Origin of the sequence: Streptomyces piniterrae, from assembly GCF_005048155.1 — a bacterium.
GTDB classification, from domain to species: Bacteria; Actinomycetota; Actinomycetes; order Streptomycetales; family Streptomycetaceae; genus Streptomyces; species Streptomyces piniterrae.
Genome location: NZ_SUMB01000004.1, coordinates 437250 through 455915, shown reverse-complemented (window position 1 = coordinate 455915; position 18666 = coordinate 437250). Strand labels below are relative to the sequence as shown.

Genomic DNA, 18666 nt, shown 5'->3' with positions numbered 1-18666 from the left:
GAGTCGGCGCCCGACGGCTGAATATTGTCTACGGTATTCCAAGCCGCCGGTCGTCGCCGACCGACCTGGCCGCATCGGCTCGCCAGTGCTGCCAGCCCGTCACCGCCTCACCCCGTCAGCTCGCGCCCGCCGAACGCGCCCGAGCCGTCCGCCGCCGACCAGGCCGAATCCAGTCCGGCCTGATCCAACGTCCGCCAGTCCGGGGTGTCCTGGACCAGGGTGCGGCCCAGCTGCCGCCCCAGCTCGACGATCGTCCGGCCGGATCTGCCGCGCTCCGTGCCGTACGCATCGAGCGCGTCGGGCCGGTTCGGTACGGCGCGCAGCGCGGCCTCCAGGGCGGCCGCGTCCTGCAACGCCTTGGCCGCGCCGGCGGCGGTGTGTGGACGGGCCACGGTGGCCGCGTCGCCCACCAGCAGCAGCCGCCCGGCGGTGTAGCGCGGCGCCGTGAAGTCGTACATCGGCTGGATGAAGACTTCCTGTGGTGCCGTCAGCCGGATCAGCCCGGCCCAGTACGGGGGCAGCAACTCGCCGGTGACATGGGCGAGATGGGCGTGCAGCGGCCCTGTGAGGGTGCCGGGCGGCAGGCTGGTGGGAGTGTCCAGGTGGAGGTCGAGGCCCGGGGGCGGGGCGGTGTAGAGGACCCAGTTGGCGCGGTGGCCGCCGTTGCCGTCGGGGATGCGGTAGATGATCACGTGGCCGCCGGGGAAGACGACATAGATGCAGTCCTCCTGCGCCCAGGGGGTCGGCGGCAGGCCGGGGAGGTCGAGCGCGGCCAGCCGCTCGGCGGGGATCGCGCCGCGCCAGGCGAGATAGCCGGCGTAGCTGGGCCGGACGTCGGGGAACGCCGCGTCGCGGACGATCGAGCGGTAGCCGTCGGCGCCGACGACGAGGTCGAAGCGTTCGTGGCCGCCGGTGGGGCCGGTGGGGCTGGTGCCGTCACCGACGCGTGACGACCCGGCGTCCGCCGCCCCGGCGACCTCGTCTACGCGTACCGACCCGGCATCGGCCGCTCCGTCGACCCCGCCGACCCCGCCCACCCCGGCGACGCGTACCGTCGCGCCGTCGGCCGCCCCGGTGACCTTGTCGACCGTCACCCCCGTACGGAAGTCGGTGGTGGCGGGCAGCCGGTCCCGCAGCTCGCGCCAGAGCGGTCCCCAGCAGTACGACCGGAACGGGAAGGGGTGGACGCCGACCAGGCGCCCCAAGGGCGCGTCGCCGTCGCGCGTGTACCAGCGGCGGGTGGTCAGCTGCACCCACGGCATCGCCGCATCCATATAGCCGGCGGCGGCCAGCTCCGCGTACCGCGCGTTGTGTACGGCGAGGCCGACGCCGCGGTCCGCGAGCCGGCCGGCGGTTCGCTCGTAGACGGTGATCCGGGCGGCGCCCGCCCGGTGCGCGGCGAGCGCCGTGGCGCAGCCGGCGATACTGCCCCCGACGATGGCGACACTGCCACCCTGGATCGGGATGCTTTCCTGGCGCATATGGCCGTCCCCCTGCCCGCTCGGGCGTGCCCGAGATGCTCTGCCCCGGTGCCGATGGTCGGTCGGCCCGGCCCAAACGGGGGCATCTTCGCAGGAGTTGACGGGTACGGCGATCCGGCCCCGCCGTGACGCAAATGATCAGGCCATTGCTGCCCGCTACGAGCCGTGACGCTCGGTAGTCTGTAACCCGGTAACCAATCGTGCGAGGGGACCCGATGCTCTCCGAAGGGCTGTCGCAGGGAGCCATGCCGAAGCTCGAACGTCCCGGCCCGCTGCGCGAGCGCGTCTACGAGGCGCTGCTCGAACTGATCACCACCCGTGCGCTGGTCCCCGGCCAGCATCTGATCGAGAGCGATCTCGCCGGCCATCTGGGCGTCTCCCGGCAGCCGGTCAGGGAGGCCCTCCAGCGGCTGAACACCGATGGCTGGGTCGATCTTCGTCCGGCACAGGGCGCCTTCGTCCACGAGCCGACCGAGGAGGAGGCGGACCAGCTGCTGACGGTCCGCACCCTGCTGGAGGCGGAGGCGGCCCGGCTCGCCGCGGCGAACGCCGGCGCGGCAGGGGTGGCGGATCTGGAGAAGCTGTGCGCCGAGGGCGAGCGCGCCGTAGCGGACGTGGACGAGGACGGGGATGTGGACGAGGGCGTGGACGCGGCGGTGGCGGCCAACGCCGCGTTCCACGCCAAGGTGATGGAGCTGGCCGGCAATGCCGTACTCGCCGAGCTGGCCGCGCAGGTCGGCCGCCGGGCGCGCTGGTGCTACACGCCGGTGGCCGGCCAGCGAGGCAAGCAGTCGTGGACTGAGCACCGTGAGCTGATCGCGGCGATCGCCGACCACGACGAGGCACGCGCCACCGCCGTCATGCGGGAGCACACCGAGCACACCCGCCGTACGTACCGGGAGAGGGAGCGCGACCAGGAGGGGGAGCGCGGCTGATGGGTTCCGGACCGGGGGGATCCCCGCGCCACCCAACTCGCAGAACCGCCCTCGTCGCCCTTGAGTGAGAACGGTTCTGCGAACCGATCGGAGATCAGCAGAGGTTCATCTCCTTGGTGTGTGCTGATCGTGGCCGCGTGCTGGTCGGGGTTGGTGGGTTGGTGACGTTGAGCCTGTGTCAGTCGAGTCCGAGTCGGGTCCGAGTCGAGGGAGCCGTGGTGCTGCGGCCCCGAGGCCCGCCGTGTGTTCCGGGGCGGGGCTGTGGCTCGGGTCGGTGCTTGCCTTTCGCCTCACGCGGTGAGGGAGGTTCGGAGGAAGTCGAGGATCTCCGCTCGCGCGGCCTCGGCCTGCTGTGCCACGCCCGGCATGCTGAGGAACGCGTGCCCCGCTTCGGGGTATTCGGTGAGCCGCGCGGGTGTCCCGGCCGCCTGCAATCGTTCCGCGTAGCGGCGGCCGTGATCGGCCAATGGGTCGTGAGTCGGCACCACCACGAGCGCTGGGGCCAGCCCGTTCAGGTTGTCGGCCGACAGTGGTGAGAGCGCGCGAGGGTCGGTTCCCGGTGGTACGGCGAGCCGCCGGAACAGGTGCAGTTGCGGCACGGTGAGGGTCGGGGTGTGGGCGTGCTGGGTGATCGAGGCGTAGTCGAGCATCGTCTCGGTCACATCGGCAGCGGGGTTGACCAGCACCTGCGCCATAAGGTGCAGGCTGGCCTCTTTGGCCCGGATCGCTGCCAGGGCGCTGATCAACGCGCCGCAGCTCTCGCCGAAGACAGCGGTCCGGGCCGGTTCGATGCCCCACTGTGCGGCATGCCGCACCACGTGCTGGAGTACGTCCCAGCCGTCGTCGACGGCCGCCGACAGTGGAGATTCCGGACCGATGAGGCGGTGCTCGACCGAGACGACGACTGCGGGCAGCTGGGCGGCGAGGTGGCTGGTGACCCAGTCGCACTGCACCGCCGTGCCCACGTACCCGCCTCCGTGCACGTGGAGTACGAGTGGCAGGTCCGTCCGTCCGGCGCCTTCGCCATCGCGCCCGGAGGCCGGACGGTACACCCGGACCGGGAGTTCGCGGCCGGGCAGCGCCACCTTCTGCCATTCAATCGCGGCGCCGGGATCCGGATCCCCGGTGATCGCCCGCGCCGCGGCGGACGCCCGAACGCGGTTCTCCGCGTCGCGGTAGGCGACCAGTTCCTCGTCCGTCATCGCCAGCCAGTCCGGCTCCGGCGGCCGCCCTGCAGCAGTGACCTCACTCATGACTTCTCCTCACCTCAAGAGTTTCGCGACTTCAGGTATCGATACTCAAGGTAGCGAAATCAGGTATCGTGTGGGTATGACTTCGAACACACCCGCCAGACCTCCCGGTCGCCCGCGCACCGGCGTCAACGCGGTGGTCTTCGCTGCGACGCTGAGCACGGTCCACGAGCTCGGCTACGCGCGCGCCACCGTTGAGCGCATCGCAGCCGCGGCCGGCGTCGCGAAGTCGACGGTCTATCGGCGCTGGCCGTCGAAGGGCGCGCTGATCGTGGACTGCCTCCTGGACGCGTTCGGCCCGGCGCCGCTGGAGGGCACCAGTCGAGCCGAGCTCATGTCCTCGACCATCCGCTGGATCGCGGCGAAGATCGCCGAGCCCGGGGTGGGCGACGCGTTCGCGGGTGTGTTCAGTGACGCCGTCAGCGACCCGGCCCTGCGCGAGATCCTGTCCACGCGGTTGCAGGACCCCTACCGGCTCGCGCTCCAGGACGCGCTCGGCGAGCCGGAGAACCGGGTCCTGTTCTTCATCGACGTCGTGGTGGGAGTCCTGCTCCACCGGATGGGCATGACCGGTGGACCAATGGTCGATGCCGACGTCACCGCACTGGTCGAGATGGTTCTGGCACACTTCGCCGACGGTCCCGGCCAGGCTTAGTGCTGCGGCGGATAGCGCTGCCCTGCTCGCGGTGCCACCCTGGCCCCGCCCGCCCCCCGCTCCAGGTCGGCGCGGGCTCGCTGCGAATCCCCCCGATCCGGTCCGATCTGCGAGACCACCCCCGGCAGGCCACCGCAATCCGGGTAATGTGCAGCCGATCACCGAGCCCCCCGAGAATGGCGAGACGTACATGAGCGAAGGGACAGCACCGGCGGTCGGCGACGCGGCTTCCGTCTCCGACGAGGCGGCCCGCGAGCGGCTGCTCTACCTCCGCAGCAGCATCGACAACCTCGACGCCGCGCTCGTGCATCTGCTCGCCGAGCGTTTCAAGTGCACCCAGCAGGTCGGCGAGCTCAAGGCCCGGCACAGCCTGCCACCCGCCGACCCGGCCCGCGAGGCCGCGCAGATCGAGCGACTGCGCACGCTGGCCGCGGACGCCCGGCTGGACCCGGCGTTCGCGGAGAAGTTCCTCAACTTCATCATCGGGGAAGTGGTCCGTCACCATAAGGCGATCGCGAATCAGGGTGCTGGCCGGAACGACTCTCACGACGGGACAGGCGCCGAGGCCGAGAACTGATCAGTCGGGAGAGATCTCGGAGATCTCGCAGCCCCGGGAGATCGATGGCCGGTGGCAGACGTCCTGACGGATCCGCCTAGCCGGATGTCGATCTGAGTGTCGATCCGGATATCGATGAGGTCTCGTCCAGACCGCAGCGGGCGTGCAGTCTGCGCAGCGGTGCCGGTGCCCACCAGTTCGCCCGGCCGGCCAGTTTCATGGCGACGGGCAGCAGGACGACACGGATGAGTGTCGCGTCGACGAGGATGGCCAGCGCCGTGCCGACGCCGAGCTCCTTGAGGAACACCACGCCTCCGGTCGCGTACGAGACGAAGCTGAGCGCCAGGATGCCCGCCGCCGCGGTGATCAGTGGGGCGCTGCGGCGGATGCCGGTGGCAACGGCCTCCTCGGTGCGGCCGGTTCTCGCGTATTCCTCGGTGATCCGGGCGAGCATGAAGACCTCGTAGTCCATGGACAGGCCGTAGGCGACGCAGAACATGAGCACGGGAATGCTCGGCTCGATCGACCCGGTGGGGGTGAATCCGAGCGTGTCCGAGAGATGTCCTTCCTGGAAGACCCATACCAGGCAGCCGAACATCACCGACAGGCTCAGCAGGTTCAGCACGGTGGCCTTGGCGGGCAGCAGCAGACTGCCGGTCATCAGGAAGAGGATGACGAAGGTGGCGGTGAGGATGAGGCCCAGGACCCAGGGCAGCCGGTCGAGCAGAGTGGCGCGGAAGTCGGTGGTCTCGGCCGGGTAGCCGCCTACGAGCGTGTCGAAGGGTGCGGGGACGGCTCGTACGTTGGCGACCAGTTGGGGGACGTCTCCGGACATCGCCTCCTGGGTGGGGATCACCGCAAGTCGGCTGCCGTCGGGGTGTGTCCGTGTCCGGGGCTCTGTCTCGTCAGGGTGTGTACGTGTCCGTGTCCGGGGCGCTGTCCCGTCCCGGTCGCTGACCTGGCTGAGCTGGCTCACCAGTTTGCCGGCGCGGTGGGTTCCGGCGGGGGAGTCCACCTGGAACACCCCGGGCAGGCGCGAGAGAGCGGCGGCGTAGGCGGCGAGCTGCTGCGGCTCGTCCGCCGCGTGGCCCCGGGTCACCACATGGATCGTGTCGGTGGGTTCGGCCGGGAAGGTCCGGTGGATGATCTCGGAGGTGGTGCGGGAGGAACTGCCCGGTGGCAGGGTGCGCTCGTCCGGCAGCCCGAATTTGATGCCCAGCAACGGGGAGCCGGCCAGCAGCAGCACGCCGAGGACGGCCGAGCCGCTGAGCAGCGGGCGGCGCATGGCGGCCAGCGCGGTCCGATGCCAGAAGCCGCCGGCGGGCGCGGGTGGTTGTGCCCGCTCCACACGGTGGCCCCAGAGGGCGAGCGCGGCGGGCAGCACGAGCACCGCTCCGGATACCGCGGTGGCCACGACGAGCAGTCCCGCGTAGGCGAAAGAGCTGAGGAAGAAGAACGGGAAGATCAGCAGCGCCGACAGGGACACCGCGACCGTGATCCCGCTGAAGGCGATGGTGCGCCCCGCCGTCGCCACCGAGTGGACCACGGCGGTCTCCCGCTCATGCCCCGCGGCGCGCTCCTCGCGGTAGCGGTTGATCAGGAAGAGGCTGTAGTCGATGCCCAGTCCGAGTCCCAGCACCAGTGCGATGTTCGCGGCGAACGTGGACACGTCGGTGAACTGGGCCAGCAGCCGCAGCCCGGCGAGCGTGCCGAGCACTGACAGGAGCCCGACGCCCACCGTCAGCAGGGCGGCGACCGTGCGCCGGTAGACCAGGATCAGCAGCAGCACCACGGCCGGGAGCACCAGCGTCTCGGCGGTGAGGAAGTCGCGCCGCGCCTGCTCACTGGCCTGTCGGGAGATCTCCTCCTGGCCGCCGACCCGTACGGTGATGTCCGACGTCGTGCGCGTCAACGTGGGGGAGAGTGTGGCGAGTTCGGCGCGGGTGGCGGTGGCGCTGCCCTCCAGACGGGCCGGTATCAGCGCATGGCGGCCGTCGGTGCTGCGCAGGGCGGCGCTGCGCCCGGTCCAGTACGCGGTCACGTCGGTGACTCGCGGCTGCCCCGCGACCTCGCGGACCAGGGCACGTCCGGCGGCGGCGACGTGTGGGCTGTCGACCGAGCCCCGGCGGGCGGTGACCACGAGCGCGAGGTTGGGGTTCCCGGTTCCGTAGGTGTCCCGCAGGATTTCGCCGACTCGCACCGACTCGCTGCCGGGCGACTCCCAGCGGGACAGCTGGAGGTCGTCCTGCGCGCCCGCCCCGTACGCCCCGAGGCCGAGGAGCAGGGCGAGCGCGGCCAGCAGCACCGCGCCGGCGCGGCGCACGGCCAGCCTCCCCAGCCACGGCATCAGCCCGCCGCCCGGCGCTTCCCTCAATTCTTCCTCGTCCCTTGCTCCTTTCCTGTTCCTTTTCCGTGTTTGCCTGCCGCGCATGGCCGCTGCTTCTTTGCTGTGCATGACCGCACCCTCGTGCGCGTCGCTGACCGGTGGCTGGCACTCTCGCTGGCACCGGCGCCGGAAGAACCGCTGGAACGTGCGCTGGAAGAGTCGCTGGAAGAGCCGCTGGAACGTCCACGGGAACGGCCCTCCAAGGGGCGGTGGTTGGGCGGCGTTCCGGGGTTAGGCTGCGGGAATGACCCAAGGCCAAGGCGTGCGTTTCGAGTTGCTGGGCCCCCTGCGGGCCTCGCGCGACACCGTCGAGATCCGGCTGGGCCCGCCGCGGCAGTGCACGGTGCTCGCGGTGCTGCTGTTGCAGGAGGGGCGGCCAATGTCCTACGGCGCGCTGGTGGAGGCTGTTTGGGGCGCCCATCCGCCGAGCCACGTCCGCAACCTGGTGCAGAAGTACGTGTCCGGAATCCGACGGGCGCTGTCCGGCGACGGCGCGCCGGACCTGGTGTGGACGGGCACCGGCTACCGGCTGGACGGCGCCGCGCCCGACGATCTCCTGGAGCGCCGCGCACTGTTGCGTGCCGCGCTCGTCGCTCGGGACTCCGGCGACCTGCGGAGGTCGATCGCACTGGCGGCGCAGGCGGAGGCGATGTGGCGCGGCGAGTTCGCCGAGGGGCTCGGCGGCCCCTCCCTGGAGGCGGAGCGTCGCCGCTGGGAGGAGAAGCGGCTGATGGTGTTGGAGGCCCGGATGGAGGCCGAGTTGGCGCTCGGCAACTACCGGGAGTGTGTGCACGAGCTGGTACGACAGGTGGCGACGCGCCCGCTCCGCGAGCGGCTGGTGGAGCTGCTGATGCTGGCGCTGTACCGCGGTGGCAGGTCCTCGGACGCCCTGCTGGTGTACGAGGACACCCGGCGCCGGATCGCGGCGGAGATCGGCTGCGACCCGGGCCCGGCACTACGTGAACTGCACCAGCGCATGCTGCGACAGGACCCGGCTCTACTGCCTCGTACGCCCACGGATCGCGGGGCGCCGGCGACCGCGGCGCCGGTGACCGCACCGGCGGCGTGAGGGATGACGCACGGGCGACTCGTTCACCCGCAGGGCCGGTTACGGAAGTTCGTGCCCTGAAAGGCTTGGTGGCCTGACTTGGTGGCCTGACTTGGTGGGCTGAAATTGGTGGTCCGACTTCCGGTTACCGTGGAATGTCCGGGCACGCACAGGAGTTGATCAGGGTATGACTCAAGGCCCCGCACCCCGCACCCTGTCCGACGACGCGCTCTCCGAACTGCTGAGCACCCAGCAGTTCGGCACCCTCGCCACCAATAAGAGCAGTGGCCATCCTCATCTCACCACCATGCTCTACCACTGGGATCCCGAAGCGCGCGTCGTGCGGTTCTCCACGACTGCCGACCGCATCAAGGTCAAGCAGCTCCGGCGTGATCCGCGGGCGGCCGTGCATGTTCCGGGCGGCGACGTATGGTCGTTCGCCGTCGCCGAGGGGGAGGCCGAGGTCTCCGAGATAACGACCACGCCGGGTGATGCGGTCGGGCGAGAGCTGCTCGCGATGGTGCCGGAGGCCGCGAAGCCGCAGGACGAAGACGCGTTCTTGGAGCAGTTGGTCGCCGAGCGCCGGGTGGTCATCCGACTGAAGGTGTCCCGGCTGTACGGGACGGCACTCGACATCAACGGCTGAGACCGCTGACAGTCACTCGTCAGCGCGGCACGTTGGGAGCCACCGCTGCCGTGAAGTCCGCGGCGATGTCGCACAGGTCCCTGCCGCCGGCGTTGTAGAGCGCATTGACGGCCACCGACGCGCTCCCGAACGATGTCGGCCACTGGATCATGCACCTCGAGGCCATTCGGTGGCTCGTCGCCGAGGGGACGCCGTCGACCGTGATGGGCGAAATGCTGTCCCACTGTGCGGGCCCTGTATCGGAGTAGCGCAGCACGATGAAGTGCGTCCGGTCGCCCTGCGGGACCCAGCGGCATCCGGGTTCGGTCATCGTGGTGTCGCGTTGCAGCTCCCACTTCTGTTCCAGCTCGGAACTCAGCGCCGCGCAGGGGTCCGACGGGACGTCGCCGGAACCGGCCGTACCGGCCGTTTCCCCGGCTGCGTTCTGGGTGCTGCCGTACGACGCACTCGGCCAGGATCCGTCCGGGGAGCCGGCGCCCGAGGTGTCGGCACCGGCGTCACGTGCCCACGCCCAGATCCCGACCCCCGCCGCCACGCACAGCACAACCGCGACCGCCGTCACCACCGCCACCCGTGCGGTCCTGGTGCCCGGCAGGGGTCCCTCCGCGCGGTCCGGTTCCGTCCAGTCCTGCCTGCTCTCGTCCCACTGGTCCACGGTGCCTACCCCTGCCCGCCGATGAGCCGGGCGAGCTGCTCGGCGGCCTGCCCGGCCGCGGCGAGTCCGGTCGCCGCGGTCGCGCCGATCGCGACCCGGTCGCGCAGCCACTCCAGACGGGTGGGCCCGATCCGCCCTGTTGCCTCGATCTCCCCCTCCGCCGCCGCGAGTTGGGCTTCCAGCTCACCCAGCTCACCCAGCTCGCGCAGCTCGGTCAGGTCCCCGACCTCGCCCAGTTCATTCAGTGCACCCAGTGCGCTCAGCTGCTCGCGCAAAGCCGTCACCGCCGCGAGCAGTTCGGATGCATTGGACGTGTCGCTCATGTCAGCCGTACCGTGCGAGACGTTGACGGCCTGGGCATGCGAGCCCTGGGCTACTGCGCCGCCATGCATGGTGCCGATGCTGATGCCGCCCGGCTGCGGCTCCAGATTCCCCTTGCCCACTGTCATGACGTACTGCCTCCCCCGTCTTTTCCTGCCTTCTCCAACTTCAGCTGCTTCGCCGACGACTTCTCGCCCACCGCGACCGCGCTGTTGCTCAGCTCCCCGATGAACACGCCGCCCTCGCTCACATTGATCACGTACTGCTCGAAGTCGCCCGTCTCGTAGCCCTTCGCATGCAGCGCCTTGGCCACCCCGCTGGAGATCCGGTCCTGGAGCGTCTTCACGTACCGGCTGATGTCCATCTCCTGGAACAGGGAGACCTCCTCCACGCTCCCCAGCTCCCGCACCGACGCGGCGGGCCCGTCGGGCAGTGCGTACCGCGGCATGGTCAGCCAGACGCGGAGGTCCGAGACGACCGTGCGGAACAGGCAGAGCCCGGCGGCGATGCCCGAGCCGGGGCCGGTGAGCAGTACGCGGACGAGGTCGCGCGGCAGGGCGCCGTCCGTGGTGCGCTGCGCGATCACGTCGACGGAACGGAACTCCGGGCGCAGCGGGTTGAGCACATGCGGCACGACCTCCAGCACGAGCATCCCGCCCTGGGTGTGCACACGGACCAGGACGGAGATCCCGATCTGCTCGTCCCACGCCCCGATGCGCACTCGCAGGAAGTGCCGGCGTCCTTCGCCGCCCTCGCCGACCGCCGCCTCCAGATGCCTGTCGGTCCGGTCGAGTTCCTGCGCGAACCGGTCCCGGGCCAGCCCGACCGGCAGATACACCAATTCGTCGACTTCGAGGGAACGGAGGCGGTCGACGCTGGTGACCGACGATTTGCGCAGCTCCTCAAGCCGCGGTTTGACGAGGTCGATGACCTCGCGTCCGGTGAGCGGCTGTCCTCCGGTGTCGCCGCCCTTCAACTCCATGACCACGGACCACGGTTTGTACGGCTTCCCGGCCCCGACGAACGGCCGGAACGGGTCGTAGATCGTCAGCCGCGCATGCTGCTCGCGGTCGATGGCCGCGCCGATCCGCTGGAACTGCTCACCGTCCGGCAGCTTCTTGCGGGGGCCCGCCCGGAAGGCCTCACGGCTCAGCTCGCTGCGGATGAGGTCTCGGACGTGCGTCTGGTACTCCCATACGGGCAGCATCATCAGCAACGGGAACACCACGGCCGCCCAGACGTCCGCGCCGGCGAAGAGCGAGAAGCCGACCGTGCCCCAGTAGACGAGCATCAGGACGAACGGCAGGACCGGCAGTACCGCCTTCAGACGGCCCCGCGTGGCCTGCTTCAACACCGCGCGGTCCAGCGTGAAGGCGGTGCCCGTCGAACCCTGCACGACATAGGTCACGAATCCGACCAGCGCGTACGCCACGAACCAGGGGATCGGGAACACCGTCTGGTCGCAGCCGACCCCGGCCAGTCCGAGCCCGATGAACAGCACCCAGATCAGCAGCAGTACCAGCCCGGTCCCGGTCTCCCGGCGGCGGGCGTGCAGCGCATGCGCGAGGACCGGCAGGGCGTCGATGCCCAGCGAGGGCGCGATCGGGCGTTCCTCGTGCTCGACCAGCTGCTCGATGACACGGCGCCGGAACGTCCCGTCGAAGTACACGCCCGCGCACAGCAGCCGGGTCGCCTCGCTGTGCGTGTACCGGGGGCCGTTGTTCTGGGCGGTCTGCTCAGGCACGGTCATCACATGACGTCCTGATGTGATTCCTGTGCCATCGGACGGCTCGGGATGTCTCTGCTTTCATGGTTCCCAAAGAGTGGGGAGCGTCACACCGACCTGGCAAGGCGGGGAAGCCGGGGCTTAAACCGGCAGGTGGCGGCCCCAATGCGCAGGGCAGGGGACGGATATGCACAGGGGAGGGGACGAACCGTGTTGCGCATCATCTTCACCGCCGAGGACCTGAGTCGGATCCGGGTGGCTGCGGGCCCCGACCACATGTGGGAGATAACCAACAGCGTGCAGACCCTGCAACGCAGGGACGGCACCACCGCGTTCGGTGCCTGGCGGCAGTCCGTACGGCCCAGGCTCTCCGCCGACAGCCGCATCCTGGCCGATCTGCTGCCGCCGTACGGCTACTCTCCCGACTTCCTGACGCCCGCGCCCGGCACCGGCGGTCTCACCACCGCCGTCCGCGCGGTGACCGGCACCCCCTCGCACCGCCTGGACACCGACCTCACCCGGCTGGCCGCCGGGCGCCGATTATCCGGCTGGGTCGGCCGGCTGGCGCAGGGGCGGCACTCCGCGACGGACGCGCTCGGGCGCGCGATCCACGCCTTCCACACGGAGGCACTCGCACCGTACTGGCCACGGATCCGCGCCCATGTCGAGGCGGACTGCCTGATCCGGCGGCACGCCATCCGCGAGGGCGGTCCGGAGGCTCTGCTCGCCGGACTGGGGCCGCGGATGCGCTGGGTGCCGCCGGTGCTGGAGGTCGACTACCCGGTGTGCCAGACGCTGCACCTGCGGGGCCGAGGGCTGACCCTGCAACCTTCCTACTTCTGCTGGCCGGCGCCGGTCTCGCTGTTCGACGAGGCGCTGGCACCCGTGCTGGTGTATCCCGTCCCGCACGACCTCTGGGCCCGGCCCGATGCCCGGCACGACCCGGTGCAGGTGCTGGGCGCGCTGATGGGCCCTGTCCGGGCGGCCGTCCTCGTCGCCGCCTGCACCGCCCGCAGCACCGGCGATCTGGCCGGAAGCCTGTCCGTCTCCACATCCTCCGTCAGCCAGCACACCGCGAAACTGCGTGACGCCGGGCTGCTGATCACGGTCCGACAGTCCGGCCGGGCCCTGCACATCACCACCTCGCTGGGCCACGCCCTCATCCGCGGCGCCCAGAGGGGCAGCCTGCAGTGACGTGACGTGACGTGACGTGACCTGACCGGGCCGGGCAGGGCCGGTGATGTGCGACCGGGGCCACCCTCACCGTCCAATCCATGACGCACCCTCATCGAATGCTGTCAGCGCTGCGTCAGTTCGGCGTCAGTTGACCTCGGGAGAATTCGGGACGTCCCGAGGAATGCGTTCATCTGGAGGCCCTATGGCCAACGCGGTCACCTTCACCGGCGCACCGCGCCGTGTCGAACCCACCTCGGCCTGGTACGTCGCAGAGATCGGCTGACAACCCGGACATCCTGCCTTAGACGAGAGGGAACGACGACCGTGTCCCAGCAGGCCCTCCAGCATGGCGCAGCACCCGTCGCCATCCGCAGCGCCGCCTGGTATCTGCCCGAGCACACTTTGCCGATCACCGACGTACGGACGCTCGACGAGACCGAGCGCCGCACATGCGACGGTCTGGGCATCGACACGGTCCGGGCGGACGACGCGCTGAGCTCGGTCACTCTCGCGGAACGCGCCGCGCGTCGGGCGCTCGAACAGGCGGGGCTCGACGCCCGGGACCTGGGCGCACTGGTGATGGTGGAGTCGCGGGTCCAGGAGAGGTTCCTCAGCTCCGAGGTGACCAGGCTCCAGCACCTGCTCGGCGCCGACAACGCCACCACTTTCTCGGTGGGCGGGCTCGGCTGTGTCTCGATCACCCCGGCCCTGCTGACGGCCCGCGGACTGCTGGCCGCGGACCCTGCGCTGGACCATGTCCTGGTCGTGCACGGCAGCAAGCCGGCCGCCGCCCTGCGCTACCGCCACCCCGTCACGGTGAACGGCGACGGCGGGCAGGCACTGCTGCTCTCCCGCAGCGGGAGGATACGGGTACTCGACATCGCGCAGCTGACCAACGGGCGCTACTGGGACCTCTTCCACATCGACTACCGGGACCGCCCCACCGCTCAGTGGCGCGAACAGTGCACCGAGCCCAGCACCTACTCCTTCCGCCTGGCCATGGAGACGCGCAACCACCTCTCCGCGATGTTGGACGACCTGCTGCGGCGCAACGGAATCGGCCGCGGGGACGTCGCCGGCTTCGTCAGCCAGAACCTGTCCGCCGGGAGCTTCACCTTCCTCGAGGACTCCCTGGACATCGAACTGCTGCCGGCGTGCCGGGAGAACCTCCGGCAGTACGGACACCTCGGTCCCAACGACGTCTTCCTCAATCTCCACACCGCACTCGACCGCAAGGAGCTGGCCCCCGGCGACCTTGCGGTCCTGATCAACGTGAGCCCGGTGGCCGCCTGGAGTCTGCTGCTGGTCGGGACAGGTTCACAGGAGGACACGGCATGAACGACATCACCTCGCAGATCACCGGCTTTCTGAGCGCGGCTCTTCGTCGGCAGGTGGAGCCGGACGACGACTACTTCGCCCAGGGCCTCGCCGACTCACTGTTCGCACTGGAGCTGGTGACCTTCGTCGAGAGCCACTTCGGCCTCACCGTCGGGGTCGAGGACCTGGATCTGGACAGCTTCAGGACCGCCAACCGCATCACGGAGTTCGTCCGGCGCAAGACCGGAGCGCCCGAGTCGGGAGAGGCACATGAGGCACATGAGGCATACGAGGCACATGCCGAGGGTTCCTGAAAGCGGGACCGACGCTGTGACGACGGATCTGCCGCCCGTGGAGCCCGTGGGTCTGTCCCGGGTCGCGGCCGATTGGGCGGCCAACGCCCGTGACTGCGCCTCTGGTTGGGACCAGGACGGCGGACTGCCCGATTCAGTGCGCAAGGAGTTCGCCGCGTCGGGACTGCTCGCCGCGGACCTGCCCGAGCGGTACGGGGGCGTCGGCCTCCATCCGCTCACGCTCGGGGAGATCACCGCACGGATCGGTGGTGAGTGCAGCGCCCTGCGCGGGCTGCTGACCGTACAGGGCATGGTCGCGGCGGCGCTGCTGCGCTGGGGGACCGAGGCGCAGCGGGCCGACTGGCTGCCCATGCTGGCCGGCGGCCGGCTGACCGCCGGCTTCGCGGTGACCGAGCAGGGCGCCGGCAGCGCGCTGGGTTCGGTGGAAACCCGTATCGAGGCGTCGGGCCGGTCGGACCGCCAGGAACTGGTCGTGAGCGGCCACAAGAGGTGGGTCACCTTCGGTGCGGTCGCCGAAGTGTTCCTGGTCCTCGGGAAGTACGAGGGAAAGCCGGCCGCCGTGCTCGTGGACGCGGACCGCGCCGGTGTCGAGCGGGAGCCGGTGAACGGCCAGCTCGGTATGCGGGGTGCCCGGATCGCCCATCTGTCCCTCGACGGCGTGCGGGTGCCCCGGAGTCAGCTCGTCGCCCCTCCAGGCCTGGGGCTCTCTCATGTCGCCGGCACCGCGCTCGATCATGGCCGGTTCACGGTGGCTTGGGGATGCGTGGGCATGGCGGAGGCGTGCGTCGAGGACGCCGCCACCCACGCCGCGGTCCGTCGGCAGGGCGACATCCCCCTGGGGGACCACCAGTTGGTCCGGTCGCTGCTGGCCAGGGCCGCGGTGGACGCCGCCGGGGCCCGGGAACTCGCCCGCAGGGCCGCGGAGGCACGGGCCTCGGGCCCGGGGCACGGGGTGTCGGAGACGCTCATGGCCAAGTACGCGGCCGCTTCCGCTGCGGCGGCGGGCAGCCGCGCCGCCGTGCAGGTGCTCGGCTCGGCCGGCTGCGCGCCCGACAGCAGGGCGGGCCGGCACTTCCGGGACGCCAAGGTCATGGAGATCATCGAAGGAGCACAGGAAGTGTCCGAACTTCACATAGCCGAGAGGTTGTTGCGGCGCTTCGGTGGTGCGGCGCGCGGCACGGACCGCTCCGACGGGCCCCGACTTCCCGGAGAGTCGTCGTGACGGCGGCAGCGGGCGCGCCCACCGTCAAGTGCCTGGTGTGGGACCTGGACGACACCCTGTGGGACGGGGTGGTGCTGGAGGGCGACGATCCCGCCCCCTTCCCCTCGGCGCTGGACACCCTGGCCGAGTTGGACCGTCGCGGCATCCTGCATGCCGCCGCCAGCCGTGGGGAACGCAGTGTCACCCGGCGTCACCTGACGGAACGCCGGCTGGCCGACTGGTTCTGCGCGGTGCAGGTGGGCTGGGGCGCCAAGTCCGGTGCGGTGCGCCGGATCGCGGAGGCCCTCAACATCGGTCTGGACACCATCGCGTTCGTCGACAACGACCCGGTGGAGCGGGCGGAGGTCGCCAGCGAACTCCCCATGGTCCGCTGCTATACGGCGGCGGAGGTGGGACAGCTGCCGGAATACCGGGAGTTCCGGCCCGCGCACATCACCGCGGAGGCCGCCGGGCGACGCCGACTCTACCAGGCCGAGTGGCAACGCCAGGAGGCCGAGGAGGAGTTCACCGAAGGACGCCAGGCGTTCCTCGACTCGCTCGACCTGGTCATGGAGGTGCGCCCGGCCACCGAGGAAGACCTGTCCCGGGCCAGCGAGTTGACCGTCCGTACGCACCAGCTCAACAGCACAGGACTGACCTACGGCATCGACGAACTGCGCAGGTTGAGCTCCGCACCGGACCATCAGGTGCTGCTGGCCACGCTCCGCGACCGCTTCGGCGACTACGGGACCATCGGCCTGGCCGTCACCGAACTCGTCGGGCGGGACTCGGTCCTGCGGCTGATGCTGATGTCCTGCCGAGTCGCCTCGCGCGGTGCGGGGAGCGTACTGCTGCACCATCTGATCCAGCAGGCCCTGACGGCCGGCCGGCGCCCCGTCGCGCACTTCATCCCGACCGAGGCCAACCGGAACATGCTGGTCATGATGCGCTTCGCCGGCTACGAGGCGACGGTCACCGACGAGGACCGCCTCGTGCTCACCGTGCACCCGGAGCGCCCGCTGCCCAAGGCCCCAGGCCACACGCGCGTGATCGCCGGTGCGGCATGACCGGCACGGGAAACGACACAGAAGCGAGGCTGCGATGACCCGACATCCCGGTGCCACCGATGAGTTCGCCCCCGCGGACGCCCCCGCGGAGGTACGGCCGGTGTGGGCCGCCTTCCGAAGCCAGGTGGTCAGGGCGCCCGAGGCGACCGCGCTCATCATCGGCGGGGTCTCGCTGACGTACCGCGATCTCGCCCATGCCTCGGCCGGTCTTGCGCGACTGCTGTGGCAGCACGGGCTGCGGCCGGGACGGGTCGTCTGCATCCGGACGCAGCAGAGCGCGCTGTCCGTGATCGCCATGCTCGCCGCACTGCGCACCGGTGCCACCTGGGCGGTCCTGGAACCGGACCTGCCCGTCGGGAGGTTCGAGGCGCTGTGCCGGGACGTCGACTGCGCGGTGGTGCTGAGCGAGGGCGGCGACGCCGTGCCGGCCTCCGCGCTCTCGGCGATGCCCGCCCCGCCGACGGTCGTGGACGCGGCGGACCTCCCTCTGACGCGGCTCGTCGAGGCGGGCCAGGAGCTGCTCACCGACCCGTACCCACCGGTCCCCGAGCAGAGCCCCGCCTACGTCGCCTACACCTCGGGATCCACCGGTGTGCCCAAAGGCGTGCTGGTCAGCCGGGGCCAGTTCGCGGAGTCCATCAGCTGCCGGGGGTCGGTGTACGGCACCGAGCGCTCCGTCTTCCTGATCGCGTTGCGGCTGTCCTTCGACGGGATTCTCGGCGGGATGTTCTGGTCGCTCACCGACGGTCACACGCTGGTGCTCCCCGACCCCCGACAGCTCGTGCAGGTGGCGGAGTTCGCCCGGCTGGCCAGGGAACACCGTGTGACCCACCTGTTCAACATTCCCTCCTACTACCGGGCGGTGCTCCAGGATCCCGGCGGCCTGCCCGACACCCTGCGGGTGGTGGTCGTGGGGGGTGAGGCGCCCACCCCCCAGCTGGTGGGCGCGCACAACGAGCGACTGCCGGGGATCCGGTTCGTCAACGAGTACGGGCCCACCGAGACGACCATCGCCTGCACGGTGGAGATCGATCCGGACCCGTCCCGGGACCGTATCCCCATCGGGCGGCCCTGGCCGGGAACGCAGACCCTGGTACTGGACGAGCGGCTGCGCGAAGTCCCGGCCGGGGAGCGGGGCGAGCTCTACGTCGGCGGCTCCCTCGTGGCACTCGGCTACGCGAACCAGCCGGCCCGTACCGCCGAGCGGTTCGTCGCGGACCCGTACGGGCGGCCGGGCGGGCGCCTCTACCGCACCGGGGACATCGCCAGCGTCGACGAGCGGGGCGCGCTGCACTACCACGGCAGAACGGACGACCAGACCAAGATCCGCGGTGCCAGGATCGAACTCGGCGAGATCGAGAGCGTGCTGGAGCGCCATCCGGGCGTGGAGCAGGCCGTGGTGGTCTGCGAACCTGCCGGGCAGGACGAGCCGCAGGTCATCGCCTTCGTACTGCCGACACCCGGCAGTGGGCCACTGGACGCCGCGAAGCTGCGGGAACACTGTCGAGGCCGACTGATGGAGCAGGCCACACCGACCCTGTTCGTACCGGTCGACCACATGCCGCTCGACCGCAGCACCAAGGTGGACCGGGCCGCGCTCCGCACGCTGATCCCGACAGACCGGCAGGCCTCCGGGGGCACCGCGGGCGGGGACTGGAGCGGGCACCGGCGCGCCGTCGGACGGATCTGGGCGGAGGTCCTCGGGCACTCCGACTCGACCCCGGACGACAACTTCTTCGCCGTCGGTGGGAGTTCGATCAAGGTCATCGACCTGCACGACAGGCTGGACGAGCGATGGCCCGGGGCGCTGCGGGTGGGCGAGCTGTTCGACCACATCACCATCGCCGCCCAGGCGCAGCGGATCGCCGACCGCCTGGGCGAGCGCGCACCGGGCCAGGAACCCGCCCCACCGGCCACATACGAGCTCTGACA

Annotated in this window: 17 protein-coding genes; 11 read left to right on the top strand and 6 right to left on the bottom strand. The window is 70.8% G+C overall.

Annotated elements, in window-relative coordinates:
* Window positions 1–107 precede the first annotated feature (107 nt).
* Window positions 108–1481 (bottom strand): FAD-dependent monooxygenase, encoded by a 1374-nt coding sequence (locus FCH28_RS14530; RefSeq protein ID WP_136740281.1) that lies wholly within the window; start codon window positions 1479–1481, stop codon window positions 108–110.
* Window positions 1482–1696: 215 nt separating this feature from the next.
* Between FCH28_RS14530 and FCH28_RS14525 the strand changes: the two genes are divergently transcribed.
* Complete coding sequence (locus FCH28_RS14525) at window positions 1697–2416, top strand: GntR family transcriptional regulator (RefSeq protein WP_136740280.1); 720 nt, start codon at window positions 1697–1699, stop codon at window positions 2414–2416.
* Between the two features lie 290 nt (window positions 2417–2706).
* On the opposite strand, the gene FCH28_RS14520 is transcribed toward FCH28_RS14525, so the two are convergent.
* A complete protein-coding gene (locus FCH28_RS14520; RefSeq protein WP_136740279.1) occupies window positions 2707–3669 on the bottom strand; it encodes an alpha/beta hydrolase in 963 nt (320 codons plus the stop codon).
* A gap of 76 nt (window positions 3670–3745) precedes the next feature.
* On the opposite strand from FCH28_RS14520, the gene FCH28_RS14515 reads away from it, so the two are divergent.
* Together FCH28_RS14515 and FCH28_RS14510 are read left to right on the top strand one after the other, a co-directional pair.
* Window positions 3746–4321: a TetR/AcrR family transcriptional regulator gene (locus FCH28_RS14515; RefSeq protein ID WP_136740278.1), complete on the top strand. Its 576-nt coding sequence runs from the start codon at window positions 3746–3748 to the stop codon at window positions 4319–4321.
* Between the two features lie 190 nt (window positions 4322–4511).
* The gene (locus FCH28_RS14510) at window positions 4512–4898 is read left to right on the top strand and encodes a chorismate mutase (RefSeq protein WP_136740277.1); all 387 of its coding nucleotides are present in this window, start codon (window positions 4512–4514) and stop codon (window positions 4896–4898) included.
* Window positions 4899–4974: 76 nt separating this feature from the next.
* Here FCH28_RS14510 and FCH28_RS14505 read toward each other — a convergent pair whose 3' ends face one another.
* Complete coding sequence (locus tag FCH28_RS14505) at window positions 4975–7251, bottom strand: MMPL family transporter (protein ID WP_246102841.1); 2277 nt, start codon at window positions 7249–7251, stop codon at window positions 4975–4977.
* A 256-nt stretch (window positions 7252–7507) separates the two neighbouring features.
* Between FCH28_RS14505 and FCH28_RS14500 the strand changes: the two genes are divergently transcribed.
* Together FCH28_RS14500 and FCH28_RS14495 are read left to right on the top strand one after the other, a co-directional pair.
* The gene (locus tag FCH28_RS14500; protein ID WP_136740276.1) at window positions 7508–8332 is read left to right on the top strand and encodes an AfsR/SARP family transcriptional regulator; all 825 of its coding nucleotides are present in this window, start codon (window positions 7508–7510) and stop codon (window positions 8330–8332) included.
* A gap of 166 nt (window positions 8333–8498) precedes the next feature.
* The gene (locus tag FCH28_RS14495; protein ID WP_136740275.1) at window positions 8499–8957 is read left to right on the top strand and encodes a PPOX class F420-dependent oxidoreductase; all 459 of its coding nucleotides are present in this window, start codon (window positions 8499–8501) and stop codon (window positions 8955–8957) included.
* Between the two features lie 19 nt (window positions 8958–8976).
* On the opposite strand, the gene FCH28_RS14490 is transcribed toward FCH28_RS14495, so the two are convergent.
* The 3 genes from FCH28_RS14490 to FCH28_RS14480 are packed head-to-tail and all read right to left on the bottom strand — an operon-like array spanning window position 8977 to window position 11683.
* The gene (locus FCH28_RS14490; protein WP_136740274.1) at window positions 8977–9612 is read right to left on the bottom strand and encodes a DUF3558 family protein; all 636 of its coding nucleotides are present in this window, start codon (window positions 9610–9612) and stop codon (window positions 8977–8979) included.
* Between the two features lie 5 nt (window positions 9613–9617).
* Window positions 9618–10061 (bottom strand): hypothetical protein, encoded by a 444-nt coding sequence (locus FCH28_RS14485; protein WP_136740273.1) that lies wholly within the window; start codon window positions 10059–10061, stop codon window positions 9618–9620.
* Entirely contained in the window at window positions 10058–11683 is a 1626-nt protein-coding gene (locus FCH28_RS14480; protein ID WP_136740272.1) for a hypothetical protein, read from the bottom strand. The genes FCH28_RS14485 and FCH28_RS14480 overlap by 4 nt, the downstream gene beginning before the upstream one ends.
* A gap of 186 nt (window positions 11684–11869) precedes the next feature.
* On the opposite strand from FCH28_RS14480, the gene FCH28_RS14475 reads away from it, so the two are divergent.
* The 6 genes from FCH28_RS14475 to FCH28_RS14450 all read left to right on the top strand — a co-directional run bounded on the left by FCH28_RS14475 (window position 11870) and on the right by FCH28_RS14450 (window position 18664).
* Window positions 11870–12853, top strand: coding sequence for an ArsR family transcriptional regulator (locus FCH28_RS14475; protein WP_136740271.1), 984 nt, complete (start codon window positions 11870–11872; stop codon window positions 12851–12853).
* Between the two features lie 348 nt (window positions 12854–13201).
* Complete coding sequence (locus FCH28_RS14470; RefSeq protein ID WP_187363845.1) at window positions 13202–14173, top strand: 3-oxoacyl-ACP synthase; 972 nt, start codon at window positions 13202–13204, stop codon at window positions 14171–14173.
* Entirely contained in the window at window positions 14170–14466 is a 297-nt protein-coding gene (locus tag FCH28_RS14465; protein ID WP_136740270.1) for an acyl carrier protein, read from the top strand. The genes FCH28_RS14470 and FCH28_RS14465 overlap by 4 nt, the downstream gene beginning before the upstream one ends.
* A gap of 16 nt (window positions 14467–14482) precedes the next feature.
* Complete coding sequence (locus FCH28_RS14460) at window positions 14483–15688, top strand: acyl-CoA dehydrogenase family protein (RefSeq protein WP_246102837.1); 1206 nt, start codon at window positions 14483–14485, stop codon at window positions 15686–15688.
* Window positions 15685–16734, top strand: a complete 1050-nt coding sequence (locus FCH28_RS14455; protein ID WP_136740268.1) for an HAD-IIIC family phosphatase — start codon at window positions 15685–15687, stop codon at window positions 16732–16734. The genes FCH28_RS14460 and FCH28_RS14455 overlap by 4 nt, the downstream gene beginning before the upstream one ends.
* A 34-nt stretch (window positions 16735–16768) precedes the next feature.
* Entirely contained in the window at window positions 16769–18664 is a 1896-nt protein-coding gene (locus tag FCH28_RS14450) for a non-ribosomal peptide synthetase (RefSeq protein WP_136740267.1), read from the top strand.
* Window positions 18665–18666 lie beyond the last annotated feature (2 nt).